We start from the raw sequence: 16,973 nt of genomic DNA, 5'->3' as shown, positions 1-16,973 counted from the left end.
TCTCCGAGCCGGTCACCCGCGACGAACTCCTTGTTGCCGGGACTGACCACGGTACGCTTGCCGCCCGGCCCGTGCTGGAAGACCGGCTCGGAGATGTCGCGGGCGGGAATCGAGATCTTCTCGCCGCGTTCCATGTCGGTGATCGAGCGCTTGTTGACGGCCTCCTCCACCGAGCGCTTGATGTGGGTCCGGTAGCGGTCCAGGAAACGCTGCCGGTTGACCTCGCTCTTGTGACGGTCGTTGAGCCGTCGATCGATGAAATAGCTCATGCATGCCTCCCCAGGGAGCGCACGGGATGCCTGTCGGCTCTCGCCGCACCATTCGGCGCTCTCGCGTTGGGTCGCGACGGGGAGCGCGGGACGCCATCGACGCCCCGCCCCCGGCCGATAGCGACGGTCAGTGCGACTTGCGGACGCGCAGATACCATTCGGAAAGCAGGCGCACCTGCTTTTCGGTATACCCCCGCTCGACCATCCTGGCCACGAAATCCTCGTGCTTGCGCTTGTCGGCCTCCGAGGCCTTGGCGTTGAAGGAGATGACCGGCAGCAGTTCCTCGGTGTTGGCGAACATCTTCTGCTCGATCACGCCCTTGAGTTTCTCGTAGGACTGCCAGCTGGGATTCATGCCGTTGTTCTGGGCACGCGCCCGCAGCACGAAGTTGACCACCTCGTGACGGAAGTCCTTGGGGTTGGAGATGCCCGCCGGCTTCTCGATCTTTTCCAGCTCCTCGTTGAGGGCCTGACGGTCGAACATGTGGCCGGTCTCGGGATCGCGGTATTCCTGATCCTGGATCCAGAAGTCGGCGTAGGTCACGTAGCGATCGAAGATGTTCTGGCCGTACTCGCTGTAGGACTCGAGATAGGCGGTCTGGATCTCCTTGCCGATGAAGTCGACGTAACGCGGCGCCAGGAACTCCTTGATGAAGCGCAGGTAGCGCTCGTGGGTCTCCTTGGGCAGTTGCTCCTGCTCGAGTCGCTGCTCGAGCACGTAGAGCAGATGCACCGGGTTGGCGGCGACCTCGTGACTGTCGAAGTTGAACACCTTGGAGAGGATCTTGAAGGCGAAGCGCGTCGACAGCCCGTCCATGCCCTCGTCGACCCCGGCGGCGTCGCGATACTCCTGAATCGACTTGGCCTTGGGGTCGGTGTCCTTGAGATTCTCGCCGTCATAGACGCGCATCTTCGAGTAGATGCTCGAATTCTCCGGCTCCTTGAGCCGCGAGAGCACCGAGAACTGGGCCAGCAGGCGCAGGGTGTCGGGTGCGCAGGGCGCCTCGTTGAGCGAGGAGTGCTCGAGCAGCTTCTGGTAGATCTTGATCTCTTCGGAGACGCGCAGGCAGTAGGGCACCTTGACGATGAACACGCGGTCGAGGAAGGCCTCGTTGTTGCGGTTGTTGCGGAACTGCTGCCACTCGCTCTCGTTGGAGTGGGCGAGGATGACGCCCTCGAAGGGGATCGCGCCCATGCCCTCGGTGGGGTTGTAGTTGCCCTCCTGGGTCGCGGTCAGCAGGGGGTGCAGCACCTTGATCGGTGCCTTGAACATCTCGACGAACTCCATCAGCCCCTGGTTGGCCTTGCACAGGCCCCCGGAGAAGCTGTAAGCGTCGGGGTCGTCCTGGGAATAGAGCTCGAGCTGGCGGATATCGACCTTGCCCACCAGCGAGGAGATGTCCTGGTTGTTCTCGTCGCCGGGCTCGGTCTTGGAGACCGCGATCTGGTTGAGCCGCGACGGGTGCAGGCGCACCACGCGGAACTGCGAGATGTCGCCGCCGTACTCCTTGAGCCGCTTGGCCGCCCAGGGCGACATCACGCTCTTCAGGTAGCGCTGGGGAATGCCGTACTCCTTCTCGAGCAGCTCGCCGTCCTCCTCGGGGGAGAACAGCCCCAGCGGCGACTCGAAGACCGGAGACCCCTTGATGGCGTAGAAGGGCACCCGCTCCATCAAGAGCTTGAGCCGTTCGGCCAGCGACGACTTGCCGCCCCCCACCGGCCCCAGCAGGTAGAGAATCTGCTTGCGCTCCTCGAGGCCCTGCGCCGCATGGCGGAAATAGGCGACGATCTGCTCGATCGCCTCCTCCATGCCGTAGAACTCGGAAAAGGCCGGGTAACGCCGGATGACCTTGTTGGTGAAGATACGCGACAGGCGAGAGTCCTTCGACGTGTCGATCACTTCCGGCTCGCCGATGGCTTTCAACATGCGCTCCGCGGCGCTGGCATATGCCCCGGGGTCCGTTCGGCACAGTTCCAGGTATTCCTGAAGACTCATCTCTTCCTGCTGAACCTGCTCGTAGCGGTTCTGCACATGGTCGAAGATGCTCATTGAGGCCTCCTTAGATCGCGACACCCGGTCGCTGACAACAGTCTGTGATTTCCGGGCTGGCGTATTGATCAGCGTAGACGGATAAACGACTGACGATGGAGAGCTGGCCATGAGGTCATTCAACGCAACCGCGCGGTGCCCCTCTTTCAAGCTAAGAGCCCCGGGCCCCGCGAAGGTTCGATCGCGAAATAAGGAAATTCGTCAAGCCGGGGCCGGCTTGACGCCTGTACGACAGTGACGAGCGCAGGCAGTTTTCGTACAAAGCCTAACCGGCCTCGAGCGCCGTCCGGATGTCTGTCAACAACTCGTCGAGCAGTTCGGTCGAGGTGTTCCAGGCACACACGAAGCGCGCCCCGCCAGCACCGATGAAGGTATAGAAGGTCCAGCCGAGTTCGCGCAAACGCGCCAGCATGTCGGGCGGCAGTTCGACGAACACGCTGTTGGCCTGGGGCGGAAACATCAGCCGGGCGCCGGGCAGCGTGGTCAGCCCCTCGGCCAGGTAACGGGCCATGGCGTTGGCATGCCGGGCGTTGTCGAGCCAGGCGCCGGTCTCCAGAAGCCCCAGCCAGGGGGCGGCGATGAAACGCATCTTGGAGGCAAGCTGACCGGCCTGCTTGCAGCGGTAGTCGAAGTCCTCGGCCATGTCGCGGTTGAAGAACACCACCGCCTCGCCCATCGGCAGGCCGTTCTTGGTGCCCGAAAAGCACAGCACGTCGACACCGGCCTGCCAGGTGAGCTCGGCCGGCGACGCCTCGAGCGCCGCACAGGCGTTGGCAAAGCGCGCGCCGTCCATGTGCAGGCGCAGGTCGTACTTGTCGGCCATGGCGCGAATGCCCAGCAGTTCTTCCCGGGTGTAGAGCGTGCCCACTTCGGTGGCCTGGGTGATCGACACCACCCGCGGCTTGGGGTAGTGGATGTCGCTGCGCTTGGTCACCAGGCGCTCGATGCCGTCGGGCGTCAGCTTGCCGTGCTCGCCGCTAGCGGTGAGCAGCTTGGAGCCGTTGGAGAAGAACTCGGGACCGCCGCACTCGTCGGTCTCGATGTGCGCCAGCTCGTGACAGATCACGCTGTGATAGCTCTGGCTCAGGGAGGCCAGCGACAGCGAATTGGCCGCGGTACCGTTGAAAACGAAGAAGACGTCACAGTCGTAGTCGAAGAGGGTGCGAAAGCGATCGCTGGCGCGCTGCGTCCAGGCGTCGTTGCCATAGGCGAGATCATCGCTCTGGTTAGCGGCGATCAGATATTCCAGCGCTTCCGGGCAGACGCCTGAGGTGTTGTCACTGGCCAGAAAGCGTGGCGAGCAATCGGAGGGCATGGGGGTTCCTTTCGCGAGACTGTTGTTGTTGACGGACGCGACAGGGTGCCATCGCATCCGAGCGTCGGCGTGGATCTCACGCCGTGGGCCTGTCGAGACGTCTCGTGCGAGGCGCATCGGGGGCATCTCAACAGACTCCAGTCTAACACCCTGCCCGAAGGGAGGAAGGTGGCCCCGCGGGCCGCCTACCTCAAAGCACGGCGGCGAGGCGCGTCCCCTGATCGATGGCGCGCTTGGCATCCAGTTCGGCGGCCTTCTCGGCGCCGCCGATCACGTGGACATCCGCGCCGCGCTCGCGCAGCGGCGCGAGCAACTCGATCACCGACTCCTGACCGGCACAGACCACCACGCTGTCCACCGCGAGCAGGCGTTCCTCGCCGTCGACACGCAGACGCAGGCCGCCGTCCTCGACCCCCAGGTACTCGCAACCGGGCAACATCTGCACGCCACGGTGCCGCAGCGCCGCCCGGTGCACCCAGCCGGTGGTGGTCCCCAGCCCCTTGCCGGGCTTCGAGGTCTTGCGCTGCAGCAGATACACCTGGCGCGGCACGGCCGGCGCCGCCATCGGCGCCAGCCCGCCCGGTTCGGCGACGGCGAGATCCACGCCCCACTCCGCGCACCACGCCTCGCCATCGAGCGCCGGATGGCCGGCATGGGTCAACAGCTCGGCGACGTCGAAGCCGATCCCGCCGGCGCCGACGATCGCCACGCGTCGGCCGACGCGGTCGGGATGGCGGATCGCGGTCGGGTAGTCGAGCACCGAGGGATGATCGATGCCCGGCAGGTCGAGGGCACGCGGGCGCACGCCGGAGGCCAGCACCACGGCATCGAAACCCACCAGCTGTTCCGCCTGGGCCGCGGTGTTCAGGCGCAGCGCGACACCGAGTCGTTCGAGCATCACCCGATAGTAGCGCAGCGTCTCGGCGAACTCCTCCTTGCCGGGAATGCGCCGGGCGAAATTGAACTGGCCGCCGATCTCGGCCTCGCGCTCGAAGAGCGTCACGCGATGGCCGCGCTGGGCGGCACTCACCGCGCAGGCCAGCCCCGCCGGTCCCGCCCCGACCACGGCCACCGCGCGTGGCGTGGCCACCGGCGCCAGGGTCAGTTCCGTCTCGTGGCAGGCGCGCGGGTTGACCAGACAACTGGTCAGCTTGCCCTGGAAGGTGTGGTCGAGGCACGCCTGGTTGCAGGCAATGCAGGTATTGATCGCCGCCGCGTCGTCGCGTTCGGCCTTGGCCAGCCACTCGGGGTCGGCCAGGAAGGGCCGCGCCATCGACACCATGTCGGCGACGCCCTCGGCGAGCAGACGCTCGGCGACGTCGGGCATGTTGATACGGTTGGTGGTGATCAGGGGAATCGTCACTTCGGCCTTCATGCGCCGGGTGACCTCGCTGAACACGGCGCGCGGCACGCTGGTGACGATGGTCGGCACCCGCGCCTCATGCCAGCCGATGCCGGTATTGATCAGGTTCGCCCCCGCCGCCTCGATGGCGCGGCCCAGCGCCACCACCTCCTGCCAGGTGCTGCCCTCCTCGACCAGATCGATCATCGACAGGCGGAAGATGATCAGGAAATCCGCCCCCAGCGTCTCGCGGATGCGCTCGACGATCGCCACCGGGAAGCGGATGCGGTTGGCGAAGTCGCCGCCCCATTCATCGTCTCGCCGGTTGGTGCGCCGACACACGAACTGGTTGATCAGGTAACCCTCGGAGCCCATCACCTCGACGCCGTCGTAGCCGGCCTCGCGGGCCAGGCGCGCACAGTTCACGTAATCGTCGATGGTCCGCTCGACCTCGTCGGCGCCGAGCGCCCGGGGCGGATAAGGGTTGATCGGCGCCTGGATCGCCGAGGGCGCGACCAGTGCCGACGAATAGGCATAGCGCCCGGCATGCAGGATCTGCAGGCAGATGTGCCCACCCTCGGCGTGGACGGCCCGGGTCACCGCCCGATGCCGCTCGGCCTCGGTGGCGTCGGTCAGCTTGGCCGCCCCCTGGAAGACCGCCCCCTCGGCGTTGGGTGCGATGCCCCCGGTGACGATCAGCGACACCCCGGCCCGGGCCCGTTCGGCATAGAACGCCGCCAGACGCGCGAAGCCCTCCGGCGCCTCTTCCAGGTTGGTGTGCATGGAACCCATCAGGACGCGATTGCGCAGGGTCAGCGGGCCCACGTCGAGCGGCTGGAAGAGGTGCGGATAGGCAGCGGTCACGAGCGGTTCCTCCCGGGAGAACTCTGTCGACGAGCGATTCAAACAATCGTATGAAAGAGTGTACCCGGTCAGGGCCGGCACGCAACCTCGAGGGCTCGACGGGCTTGTCATGAGCCGACATCGCGACGCTGGTGGAATCCACTGGTCGGGGTATATCACCTGCACCACGACAGGCGTTCCATATCAGATCGCGACCTGACGGAAGCAACATGGCAATCGCGCGTGTACGCCGAACGAAAGCGTGGGCGACAGTGCGGAGAAGAACGGAACGTACGACGAAGAGAGGAAGGAGAACGGAACGTACGACGAGGGAGAGAAAATGGCGGACCGGACGGGACTCGAACCCGCGACCTCCGGCGTGACAGGCCGGCATTCTAACCGACTGAACTACCGGTCCGCATTTTGGTGGGTGGTACAGGACTCGAACCTGTGACCCCCAGCATGTGAGGCTGGTGCTCTAACCGGCTGAGCTAACCACCCGGGGTCGTACTGCATCTGCTGGCGTCGATGGCGGACCGGACGGGACTCGAACCCGCGACCTCCGGCGTGACAGGCCGGCATTCTAACCGACTGAACTACCGGTCCACGTGGCGCCTGGCTGTCACCGCCGAGAGCGCAAACCACCTGACTGATTCGACAACGCGAACGCTGTCCGGGAAAGCGTGGCGGACCGGACGGGACTCGAACCCGCGACCTCCGGCGTGACAGGCCGGCATTCTAACCGACTGAACTACCGGTCCGCATTACTTTTCCGACGTGATGGTGGGTGGTACTGGGTTCGAACCAGTGACCCCCAGCTTGTAAGGCTGGTGCTCTCCCGACTGAGCTAACCACCCGGTCACGTGGCGCTGCATTCTACAGGCCATCCGAGCAATGTCAACGCCTTTCAGTCCCTTCCACCCCGGATCGACGCGCTGGGGCGCTGCGATGCGTCGCCATCATCCGCGCCACCTGCTCCGCCGCTTCGTCGATCAGCGACTGCTGGGTACGCCCCGAGGCCTTGCGCGGACGCCAGTCGTGTTCGCCGTCGGCGAGGAAATGGACCTCGGCGCAGGCCGGCAGCGTGTAGCTCGCGACCTCCTCGCGGGTACCGAACGGATCGCGACTGCCCTGCAGCACCAGGGTCGGGCAGGCGAGTCGCGGCCAGTGCGCCAGCCGGGTACGCGCCGGCTTGCCGGGCGGGTGGAACGGATAGCTGCACAGGATCAGGCCAGGGGCGCCCGCCTCGACGGCGAGCAGGCTCGCCACTCGCCCACCCAGCGACTTGCCGCCCAGCCAGGGGTCGGCGAGCCCCGCCACCGACACCGCCTCGCGCCAGGCCTGAAACTCCTCCACCAGCCGCTCGGCGCGCGGCGGCGGGCGGCGACGCCGCTCCTCGCGCATGCGCTGCATGTAGGCGAACTCGAAGGCCAGGGTCTGCACCCCGTGTCCGGCCAGCGCCTGACGCAGGCGCTGCATGAACAGCGCATCCTGGCCGGCGCCGGCGCCATGCGCCAGCAGCAACCGCCCCAGGCGCGCCTTGCCGGCGATCTCCAGCGGCCCCAGGCCCTCGAGATAGAGTCGCGCATCGCCCGACTCGCGTAGCCTGTCGGCCCAGTCGTGCTTGGCCACCTTGCTGTATCCAATCGTTGTATACACTTTCTGTCGACACCTCTCTATACTGCCGCGAGACGCCGCGCTTCGACGAATACAGCTTACCCGAAGGCGCGCCGGGAATCCTTCGACGGCGTTGACCTGCATCAGCAGGCGAGTGGCCATCGGCGGGCAGACCGGGCCGCGACACGGCCACGCCCTGAGTTCGACGGGAACCTGACATGAACACAGCTCTGGAACACCCCACCTACAACTACCGCGTCGTCCGACAGTTCGCGATCATGACCGTGGTATGGGGGAGCGTGGGCATGGGCCTGGGCGTTTTCATCGCCGCCCAGCTCGCCTGGCCGGCACTCAATCTCGACCTGCCCTGGACCAGTTTCGGCCGCCTGCGCCCGCTGCACACCAACCTGGTGATCTTCGCCTTCGCCGGCTCGGCGCTGTTCGCCACCTCCTACTACGTGGTGCAGCGCACCTGCCAGGCGCGGCTGTTCTCCGACGGCCTGGCGGCGTTCACCTTCTGGGGCTGGCAGGCGGTGATCGTGCTGGCCCTGATCAGCCTGCCGATGGGTTACAACACCTCGAAGGAGTACGCCGAACTCGAGTGGCCGATCGACGTCCTGATCGCCGTGGTCTGGGTCGCCTATGGCGTGGTCTTCCTGGGAACCATCAAGCGGCGCCAAACCTCGCACATCTACGTCGCCAACTGGTTCTACGCGGCCTTCATCATCACCATGGGCGTGCTGCACGTCGTCAACTCCGCCGAAATCCCGGTTTCGCTGACCCAGTCCTATTCCGCCTACGCCGGCGCCATCGACGCCATGGCCCAGTGGTGGTACGGCCACAACGCCGTGGGCTTTCTGCTCACCGCGGGCTTTCTGGGCATGATGTACTACTTCGTGCCCAAGCAGGCCGGACGCCCCATCTACTCCTATCGGCTGTCGATCGTCCACTTCTGGGCGCTGATCACCACCTACATGTGGGCGGGCGCCCACCACCTGCACTACACCGCGCTGCCCGACTGGGCCCAGTCGCTGGGCATGGTGATGTCGATCATCCTGCTCGCACCCTCCTGGGGCGGCATGATCAACGGCATGATGACGCTCTCCGGCGCCTGGCATAAGTTGCGCACCGACCCGACGCTGCGCTTTCTGGTGGTGGCGCTGTCGTTCTACGGCATGTCGACCTTCGAGGGGCCGATGATGGCGATCAAGACCGTCAACGCGCTCTCCCACTACACCGACTGGACCATCGGTCACGTTCACTCGGGGGCGCTGGGCTGGGTGGCGATGATCACCTTCGGCGCGCTGTATCATCTCTTCCCCCGTCTCTACGGCCAGCGCGAGATGTACTCGGTGAAGCTGATCGCCGTGCACTTCTGGCTGGCGACCATCGGCACCGTGCTCTACATCACCGCGATGTGGGTCAACGGTATCCTGCAGGGGCTCATGCAGCGGGCGGTCAACGACGACGGCACCCTGATGTACACCTTCGTCGAGACGCTCGAGGCCAGTCACGCCGGCTACGTGGTGCGCTGGGCCGGCGGCGGATTCTTCCTCGCCGGCATGCTGCTGCTCGCCTACAACGTGGCGATGACCGTCCGGCGCGGCGAGACGCTGCGCCCGTCGTCCGCCCAGACCGCCTGATCACCGGGGAAATCGACACGCATGAGACACGAGATCGTCGAAAAGAACGTGGGTCTGCTCGCCGTGCTGGTGCTGGTGGTGATCAGCTTCGGGGGGCTGGCCGAGATCGTGCCGCTGTTCTTCCAGCAGGAGACCACCGAGCCGGTGGAGGGCCTCGAGCCGCTCTCGGCCCTCGAGCTCGAGGGCCGGGACATCTACATCCGCGAGGGCTGCAACAACTGCCACTCGCAGATGATCCGCCCGTTTCGCGCCGAGACCGAGCGCTACGGCCACTACAGCGTGGCCGGCGAATTCGTCTATGACCATCCCTTCCTGTGGGGCTCCAAGCGCACCGGCCCGGATCTCGCCCGCGTCGGCGGGCGCTACAGCGACGCCTGGCACCGCGCCCACCTCTACAATCCCCGCGACGTGGTCCCCGAGTCGATCATGCCGGCCTACCCCTGGCTGTTCGACAACACCCTCGACGGCGCGCATACCGCCGACAAGCTGCGCGCCCTGAATCGCCTCGGCGTGCCCTACACCCAGGCGCAGATCGACGGCGCCCGGGACGCCGTGCAGGGCAGACAGGAAATCACCGCGCTGGTGGCCTATCTCCAGCAGCTCGGCACCGTCATCAAGGACACTCGGTGAGCCCAATGGATATCGGCACCTTTCGCGGCCTCATGACCCTGCTGATCCTGATCGCCTTCCTCGGCGTGGTCGCCTGGGCCTACTCGACACGCCGCAAGTCCGACTTCGACGAGGCCAGCCGCCTGCCCTTCGCCGACGACGAGGATGAGGACGCCACGCCACCGGGCCGCGACGCTCCCCCCGCCCGCCAGAAGAAGGGAGGCAACGACACATGAAGGATCTATGGGGGCATGGCCTCCCCGGCTTCTGGAGCGCCTGGGTCATCGTCATCACCCTGGGCACCATCGTCTTCTGCGCCTGGATACTGTTCGGCAACCGCCGCACCGACAAGTCGCCCGACGCCCACGGCGAGGTCGAGACCACCGGCCACAGCGCCGACGGCATCGACGAATACGACAACCCGCTACCGCGCTGGTGGTTCCTGCTGTTCATCGCCACCCTGGTCTTCGCTCTCGGCTACCTGGCGCTCTACCCGGGGCTGGGCAACTATCGCGGCCTGCTGGGCTGGACCCAGGAAACGCAGTGGCAGGCCGAGATGCAGCGGGCCCACGAGACGTACGCGCCGATCTTCGCCCGCTACCAGCAGGTGCCGATCCCCGAACTGGCCGGGGACGCCGAGGCGATGCGCGTCGCCGAGCGGCTGTATCTCAACAACTGCGCGGTGTGCCACGGCTCCGACGCCCGGGGCGGCTACGGCTTTCCCGATCTCAGCGACGGCGACTGGCTCTACGGCGGCTCTCCCGAGGCGATCACCCGGAGCATCGCCCAGGGGCGCAGCGGCGTGATGCCGGCCTGGCAACAGCTCGGCGAGGATAACCTGCGCAACATCGCCAACTACGTGGTCGGCCTGTCCGGTGGCGAGCACGACACGGCGCGTGCCGCCCAGGGCAAGGCGCTGTTCGCCGCGACCTGCGTGGCCTGCCACGGCAGCGACGCCAAGGGCAACACGGCCCTCGGCGCCCCCGACCTGACCGACGACACCTGGCTCTACCGGCGCCCGGGCCAGGCGACGCTGGATGCCGTGCTGGAGACGCTGCGCCAGGGCCGCAACGGCACCATGCCGGCCCAGGCCGCGTACATCGGCGAGAACAAGGTGCATCTGGTGGCGGCCTACATCTACGGCCTGTCGCACTGACGGCGCGGGGCGCGACCCGCCGTCGCACCCCGCCTGCACGGCCGCCCACTCGACTATGATGGCCCGTCGGCCCCGGTCCGAGCCCGACGCGATGGTGGCAACATGCGCGAACACATCCCGCTTCACGACCCTGCCGCGCCAGCGGGCGCCACGGCGTCGCTCTACGCCAAACGCCGGCACGTCTACGTGCGCGCCGTGCGCGGCCGCTTCCAGCGCCTGCGGCGCAACGCCAACTGGGGCCTGATGGCTCTCTACCTCGGCCTGCCCTGGCTGACCTGGCAGGGCCGCCCGATGGTGTGGTTCGACCTGCCCGGGCGGGAGTTTCACGTCTTCGCCGCCACCTTCTACCCGCAGGATTTCGCGCTGCTGGCGTGGCTGCTGATCCTCTGCGCCTTCGGGCTGTTCCTCGTCACCGTGTTCGCCGGCCGGGTCTGGTGCGGCTACGCCTGCCCGCAGAGCGTCTGGACCTGGCTCTACCTGTGGGTGGAAACACTCGCCGAAGGGCCGCGCCATCGCCGCATCAGGCGCGACAGCCAACCGATGAATGCCGCCAAGCTGGCCCGCAAGAGCCTCAAGCACGGGCTCTGGCTAATGATCGCCGTCGCCACCGGAGTGACCTTCGTCGGTTACTTCACGCCGATCCGCGGCCTGACGGTCGACCTGGCGACACTCTCGGCGAGCGGCTGGGCGTGGTTCTGGATCGGCTTTTTCACGCTGTTCACCTACCTCAACGCCGGCTGGCTGCGCGAGCAGGTCTGCCTGTACATGTGCCCCTATGCGCGCTTCCAGTCGGTGATGTTCGACAAGGACACCCTGGTGGTCTCCTACGACGCCGCCCGCGGCGACCCCCGCGGCGCACGACGCCGGGATCTCGATCATCGCGCCACCGGTCAGGGCGACTGCATCGACTGCGGCCTGTGCGTGCAGGCCTGCCCCACCGGCATCGACATCCGCGACGGCCTGCAATACGCCTGCATCGGCTGCGCGGCGTGCATCGATGCCTGCGACGACGTGATGGATCGCCTGGACGCCCCCCGCGGGCTGATCCGCTACACCACCGAACACGCCCTGGAGGGCAGGCGCACGCGCCTGTGGCGGCCGCGCCTGCTCGGCTACCTGGCGGCGCTGTTGGTGATGACCGGCCTCCTGGTCTGGGCCCTGAGCACCCGCGTGCCGCTCGACATCGATGTCCAGCGCGATCGCAACCAGCTCTATGACCTGACCGCCGCGGGCGACCTCCGCAACGTCTACACCCTGCAGGTCCGCAACCTCGACCGGCACGCCCATGACTTCCGCATCGCCGTGCGCGGCATCGACGGCCTGCGCCTGACCAGCGACGCCGAGCTGCATCTCGCCGGCGGCGCCAGCCGGCGCCTGCCCCTGCAACTGACGGCGCCGCCCGCGGCACTCGATGGGCCCGGGCGCACGATCAGCATCGCGGTGAGCGCCGTCGATGCCCCCGCTATCGCCCTGACCAAGGAGGCCCGTTTCCTGGGCCCCGCGAGGAGATGACCATGCAACAGCCGGTTCGCCCCTGGTTCAAGGAGTTCTGGCCCTGGTTCCTGCTGGCCGTGCTCGGCCTGGCCGTGGTCATGGGCACCACCACGCTGGTGCTGTCGATCACCAGCTTCGACGGCATGGTCGCGGACAACTACTACAAGCAGGGACTGGCGATCAACAAGGTGCTCGAACAGGACGCCGCCGCCCGCGAGCTGGGCATGCGCGCGCGCCTGCGCATCGACGACCTCACCGGTGACGTGACCGTCGATCTCGTCGGCGACGCGCGTCCCGAGCGCCTGTTGCTGGAACTGGTGTTCCCCACCCAGGACCGTGACCAGCGCGTGACCCTCGATCACGTCCACGGCAGGCGCTACCACGGCCAGTTGGGCGAACGCCTGGCGTATCGCTGGTACGTGCAGCTCCACCCCGAGGCGACCGAGCCGGTGTGGCGCCTGACCGGCGAAATCACCCTGCCCCGCCACGACGCGCTGTGGCTCGCCCCCCGCGGGAGCGGCACGTGACCGCCGCGACCGCCACGCCCTGCTACCACTGTGGTGGCGCCGTGCCGGTGGGTGCCGCGTGGCACCTCGTGCTCGACGACACGCACCATCCGCTGTGCTGCCCCGGCTGCGAGGCCGTGGCCCGGGCCATCGTCGACGGCGGTCTGGCGAGCTATTACCGCTTCCGCGATCGGCTGCCCGAGCGCCCCGATGCGGGACCCGCCGCCCGCGCCGAGACCTGGCAGGTCTTCGACGACCCGCAACTGCAGGCCGATTTCGTGCATCCGCTGGACGAGACCGGCGCGCGCGTCTCGGCAACCCTGGCGGTGGACGGCATCACCTGCGCGGCCTGTGCCTGGCTGATCGAACATCGCCTCGACGCCCTGGACGGGCTCGAGCGCAGCGCGGTCGATCTCAGCCATCACCGCCTGCATCTGCAGTGGGACCGCCGGCAATTGCCGCTCTCGCGCATCCTCGCCGAGCTGGCGGCGATCGGTTACCCGTCGCAACCCTATGCGCCCGACGAGGCCCAACGCCGGCTGCAGCGCGACGAGCGCCGACTGATCCGCCGGCTGATCGTCGCCGCCGTCGCCATGATGCAGGTGGCGATGTTCTCGATCCCCTTCTATGTCGCCGGCGAGGGTGGCATCGGCGCGTCCTTCCAGGGGCTCTTCCACGCCCTGTCGCTGATGCTGGCCACCGTGGTGGTGGGCTATTGCGCGCAGCCCTTCCTGCGTGGCGCGTGGCGTGACCTGCGAAGCCGTCACCCGGGCATGGACGTGCCGGTATCGCTGGCGATTCTCGGCGCCTACCTGGCCAGCGCCTGGGCGGTGCTCACCGGCGGCGGCGAGGTCTACTTCGACTCACTGAGCATGTTCACCTTCTTCCTGCTCTTCAGCCGCTATCTCGAGAGACGCGCCCGGCAGCGTCACGGGCGCAGCGGCAATGCCCTGGCCGGCGTGCTGCCGAGCAGTGCGCTGAGGCTCGACGCCGACGGCGGCGAGCGCATCGTGCCCGCCGACCGGCTCGAACCCGGCGACCGGGTACGCGTCACGCCGGGCGGCGGCATCCCCGCCGACGGGGTGATCGTCACCGGGACCTCGCGGCTCGACGAGGCGATGCTCACCGGCGAGTCGCAACCCGTCCGGCGCGGCCCCGGCGAGTCGGCGACCGGCGGCAGCCTCAACGTCGACAGCCCGCTGATCATCGAGGTCGTGCGCCGGGGGCGCGATTCCCGCGCCGCCGGTATCCTCGCCCTGGCCGACCGGGCCTTCGCCGAACGCTCGCCCGTCGCCGAACGCAGCGCCCGGCTGGCCCGAGGCGTCGTGCTCGGCGTGCTGCTGATCGCCGGTGTCGTGGCCGGGGCCTGGAGCCTGGTCGACCCCGGGCGCGCGCTGTGGGTGACGCTATCGGTGCTGGTGGTGACCTGCCCCTGTGCCCTGGCGCTGGCCATGCCCGCCGCGCTCACCGCCTGTCACGGGCGACTCAAGCGGCGTGGCGTGCTGATCACCCGCGCGCCGGCGATCGACGACCTGGCCCGCATCAGCCGCGTGGTGTTCGACAAGACCGGCACCCTCACCGAAGGTCGCCTGCGGCTCTGCGAGACCGTGGCGCTCGGCGCCGCCGTCGACGGCGAGCGCTCACGCGCCCTGGCCGCGGCACTGGAGGCCCACTCCGAGCATCCCATCGCCGGCGCCTTCGCCGCCTGGCGCGATGCGTCACTGACCGCCACCGAGGTGATCAACCACCCCGGTTGCGGGCTCGAAGGGTGGATCGGCGATCGCCGCTACCGCCTGGGTCGCGCCGATTTCGTGCTGGACGCGCCGCCCTCGCCGCCCTCGCCCGACGGCCAATGGCTGCTGCTCGCCGGGGCCGGCACCGCACTGGCCTGGTTCCGCCTCGACGATCGCCTGCGCGAGGATGCCGCCGCGACCGTGGCCGCGCTGAAACGCGCGGGGCTCGGCGTCGAACTGCTCTCGGGCGATGCCCGGCAGACGGTCGCCGCGCTGGCCGAGCGGGTCGGCGTCGAGGCCTGGACCGCCGGCGCCACGCCCGAGGGCAAGCTCGCCCATCTTCGCGCGCTCCAGGCCCGTGGCGAGCGGATACTCATGGTCGGCGACGGCATCAACGACGTGCCGGTACTCGCCGCCGCCGACGTCTCGCTGGCGATGAACAGCGCCACCGATCTCGCCCGCACCCGCGCCGACGGCGTGCTGCTGTCGCCACGACTGTGGCGGCTGGTCGACGCCGTGGAACTGGCCCGCGCCACGCGCCGGGTGATCCGCCAGAACCTCGCCTGGGCGCTGGGCTACAACCTCTGCGCGCTGCCGCTCGCCGCGCTCGGCTGGGTGCCGCCCTGGGCCGCCGCGCTGGGCATGTCGGCCAGCTCGCTGCTGGTGGTCGGCAACGCCCTGCGCCTGGGGCGCAGCGCCCCGCAGGCTGTCCCGCCGGCGGAGGCGGAGGCGTCGCCATGAGCATCCTCTATCTGTTGATCCCGCTGTCGCTGGTGCTGCTCGGCTTCGCCGTCTGGGCGTTCTTCTGGGCGGTGAGGTCGGGGCAGTTCGACGACCTGGAGGGCCCGGCCCATCGCATCCTCTTCGACGACGACGAGGGCGACCTGCCGGCGGCGCGTCGAGGCGATGCCAACCCTCGCCCGAGGGCATCCGGCGACGCTCCCCAGAAGGCGCGGAGGCCGCGCGAATGATGGCCCCCGGCGCGCTCGATCTGCCGCCGCTCGCCGCGGCCTTCGTCGTCGGCCTGCTCGGCGGCGCCCACTGCATCGGCATGTGCGGGGGGATCATGAGTGCGCTTAGCTTCGCCGTGCCGCCCAGCCAGCGCAGCCCGCAACGTCTGGCCGGGCTGCTGCTCGGCTACAACCTGGGGCGCATCGCCAGCTACATGCTCGCCGGGGCGCTGGTCGCCACGCTGGGCATGCTGGCCGGCGACGTCCACCGCGTACTGCGTCTGCTGCTGCAGGGGCTCGCCGCCGCGATGCTGATGCTCATGGCGCTCTATCTGGGCGGCTGGTGGCGCGGCCTGAGCCGCGTCGAGGCGCTGGGGCGGCGGCTGTGGCGCCGGCTGGAACCGTTCGGCCGGCGCCTGATGCCGGTGGTCCGCGTGCCCCAGGCGGTGGCGCTGGGCGCGGTGTGGGGCTGGCTGCCCTGCGGGCTGGTCTATTCGATGCTCGCCTGGAGCCTCGCCGGCGGCGACGCCTGGCGGGGCGCGGCGCTGATGGGGGCGTTCGGCCTGGGCACCCTGCCCGCGCTGCTGGCCACCGGCGCCGCCGCCCATCGACTGGCGATGCTGGTCCGGCATCCGGCGACCCGCACCGTCGCCGCGCTGACGATCCTCGCCTTCGCCCTCTGGCAGGGGTGGCAACTCGCCGCGATGCTCGCCGGCGGTCATCCTCACGGCGCTTGACCCAGGTCACGCCGCCTCCCCGACCGGCCACGTACGATGAACGCATCGCCCCCGGTTCGAGAGAGCAGTCATGCCAGCCACCGTCGCCGATCTCCCCGCCGTCACGGCCACGCCTGCCGAACGGGAAGCGGCCCTGATCCGACGCTATGCCCACACCGGGCCGCGTTACACCTCCTACCCGACCGCCCTGGACTTCGCTCCGGGCTTCGGCGCCGAGGCCTATGCCGAGGCCCTCGAGAACAGCAATCGCTCGCAGCGATCGCTGTCGCTCTACGTGCACATCCCCTTCTGCCGGCGGATCTGCTTCTACTGCGCCTGCAACAAGATCGGCGCGCAGGACTCGCGGCGGGCCGATGCCTACCTGAGCCGCCTGGATCGCGAGATGGTGCTGGTCGGCCAACACCTCGACACCCGCCGCGAGGTCCGGCAACTGCACTGGGGCGGCGGTACGCCGACCTTCCTGACGCTCGACCAGATGAGCGATCTGATCGACCGGCTGCACGCCCGCTTCGGGCTGTCGTCCGCGCCGGATCGCGACTACGCCATCGAGATCGACCCCCGCGAGGCCAATGTCCTGACCCTGCGCCATCTTCAGTCGCTGGGCTTCAACCGCATCAGCCTCGGCGTGCAGGACTTCGACATCGAGGTGCAGCGTGCCATCAACCGTGTGCAGCCGCGCCAGTTGACCGAGAACCTGGTCGAGGAGGCC

At 68.3% G+C, this 16,973-nt stretch carries 15 protein-coding genes and 5 tRNA genes; 10 read left to right on the top strand and 10 right to left on the bottom strand.

The window, feature by feature from the left end:
- The 10 genes from D0901_RS20480 to D0901_RS20435 all read right to left on the bottom strand — a co-directional run.
- Positions 1–269: DUF444 family protein (locus D0901_RS20480; protein WP_129142141.1), on the bottom strand; the 269-nt coding region annotated here is incomplete at its 3' end.
- A gap of 127 nt (positions 270–396) precedes the next feature.
- Positions 397–2,319 (bottom strand): PrkA family serine protein kinase, encoded by a 1,923-nt coding sequence (locus D0901_RS20475; RefSeq protein ID WP_129142140.1) that lies wholly within the window; start codon positions 2,317–2,319, stop codon positions 397–399.
- Positions 2,320–2,584: 265 nt separating this feature from the next.
- Positions 2,585–3,634, bottom strand: coding sequence for a threonine aldolase family protein (locus D0901_RS20470; protein ID WP_129142139.1), 1,050 nt, complete (start codon positions 3,632–3,634; stop codon positions 2,585–2,587).
- A gap of 190 nt (positions 3,635–3,824) precedes the next feature.
- On the bottom strand, positions 3,825–5,840 hold the full coding sequence (locus D0901_RS20465) for an NADPH-dependent 2,4-dienoyl-CoA reductase (protein ID WP_233440484.1): 2,016 nt from the start codon (positions 5,838–5,840) through the stop codon (positions 3,825–3,827).
- A 320-nt stretch (positions 5,841–6,160) separates the two neighbouring features.
- A tRNA-Asp gene (locus tag D0901_RS20460) sits at positions 6,161–6,237 on the bottom strand.
- Between the two features lie 6 nt (positions 6,238–6,243).
- Positions 6,244–6,320 (bottom strand) — tRNA-Val (locus D0901_RS20455).
- Positions 6,321–6,348: 28 nt separating this feature from the next.
- Positions 6,349–6,425, bottom strand: a tRNA-Asp gene (locus D0901_RS20450).
- Between the two features lie 78 nt (positions 6,426–6,503).
- Positions 6,504–6,580: transfer RNA gene (locus D0901_RS20445), tRNA-Asp, on the bottom strand.
- A gap of 20 nt (positions 6,581–6,600) precedes the next feature.
- Positions 6,601–6,676 (bottom strand) — tRNA-Val (locus tag D0901_RS20440).
- Between the two features lie 40 nt (positions 6,677–6,716).
- Positions 6,717–7,478 (bottom strand): alpha/beta family hydrolase, encoded by a 762-nt coding sequence (locus tag D0901_RS20435; RefSeq protein ID WP_233440483.1) that lies wholly within the window; start codon positions 7,476–7,478, stop codon positions 6,717–6,719.
- 176 nt (positions 7,479–7,654) lie between these two features.
- Between D0901_RS20435 and ccoN the strand changes: the two genes are divergently transcribed.
- The 10 genes from ccoN to D0901_RS20385 form a co-directional block, all read left to right on the top strand.
- Positions 7,655–9,079, top strand: coding sequence for a cytochrome-c oxidase, cbb3-type subunit I (ccoN, locus tag D0901_RS20430; protein ID WP_129142137.1), 1,425 nt, complete (start codon positions 7,655–7,657; stop codon positions 9,077–9,079).
- Positions 9,080–9,100: 21 nt separating this feature from the next.
- Positions 9,101–9,709 (top strand): cytochrome-c oxidase, cbb3-type subunit II, encoded by a 609-nt coding sequence (ccoO, locus tag D0901_RS20425; RefSeq protein ID WP_129142136.1) that lies wholly within the window; start codon positions 9,101–9,103, stop codon positions 9,707–9,709.
- Between the two features lie 5 nt (positions 9,710–9,714).
- On the top strand, positions 9,715–9,924 hold the full coding sequence (locus D0901_RS20420; RefSeq protein WP_129142143.1) for a cbb3-type cytochrome oxidase subunit 3: 210 nt from the start codon (positions 9,715–9,717) through the stop codon (positions 9,922–9,924).
- Positions 9,921–10,844 carry a cytochrome-c oxidase, cbb3-type subunit III gene (gene ccoP / locus D0901_RS20415; RefSeq protein ID WP_129142135.1) on the top strand — a complete coding sequence of 308 codons (924 nt, stop codon included), beginning with the start codon at positions 9,921–9,923 and terminating at the stop codon, positions 10,842–10,844. Before D0901_RS20420 ends, ccoP begins: the two co-directional genes overlap by 4 nt.
- A gap of 102 nt (positions 10,845–10,946) precedes the next feature.
- Entirely contained in the window at positions 10,947–12,356 is a 1,410-nt protein-coding gene (gene ccoG / locus D0901_RS20410; protein WP_129142134.1) for a cytochrome c oxidase accessory protein CcoG, read from the top strand.
- A gap of 2 nt (positions 12,357–12,358) precedes the next feature.
- On the top strand, positions 12,359–12,865 hold the full coding sequence (locus tag D0901_RS20405) for a FixH family protein (RefSeq protein ID WP_129142133.1): 507 nt from the start codon (positions 12,359–12,361) through the stop codon (positions 12,863–12,865).
- On the top strand, positions 12,862–15,318 hold the full coding sequence (locus D0901_RS20400) for a heavy metal translocating P-type ATPase (protein WP_129142132.1): 2,457 nt from the start codon (positions 12,862–12,864) through the stop codon (positions 15,316–15,318). Before D0901_RS20405 ends, D0901_RS20400 begins: the two co-directional genes overlap by 4 nt.
- Entirely contained in the window at positions 15,315–15,548 is a 234-nt protein-coding gene (gene ccoS / locus D0901_RS21340; RefSeq protein ID WP_233440482.1) for a cbb3-type cytochrome oxidase assembly protein CcoS, read from the top strand. Before D0901_RS20400 ends, ccoS begins: the two co-directional genes overlap by 4 nt.
- The gene (locus D0901_RS20390; RefSeq protein WP_129142142.1) at positions 15,548–16,264 is read left to right on the top strand and encodes a sulfite exporter TauE/SafE family protein; all 717 of its coding nucleotides are present in this window, start codon (positions 15,548–15,550) and stop codon (positions 16,262–16,264) included. Before ccoS ends, D0901_RS20390 begins: the two co-directional genes overlap by 1 nt.
- A 70-nt stretch (positions 16,265–16,334) precedes the next feature.
- On the top strand, positions 16,335–16,973 hold a 639-nt coding region (locus D0901_RS20385; protein ID WP_129142131.1), incomplete at its 3' end, for a radical SAM protein.

It is taken from the genome of Modicisalibacter coralii (assembly GCF_004117855.1).
Lineage (GTDB): Bacteria > Pseudomonadota > Gammaproteobacteria > Pseudomonadales > Halomonadaceae > Modicisalibacter > Modicisalibacter coralii.
This window is presented reverse-complemented; position numbering and strand designations above follow the sequence as displayed.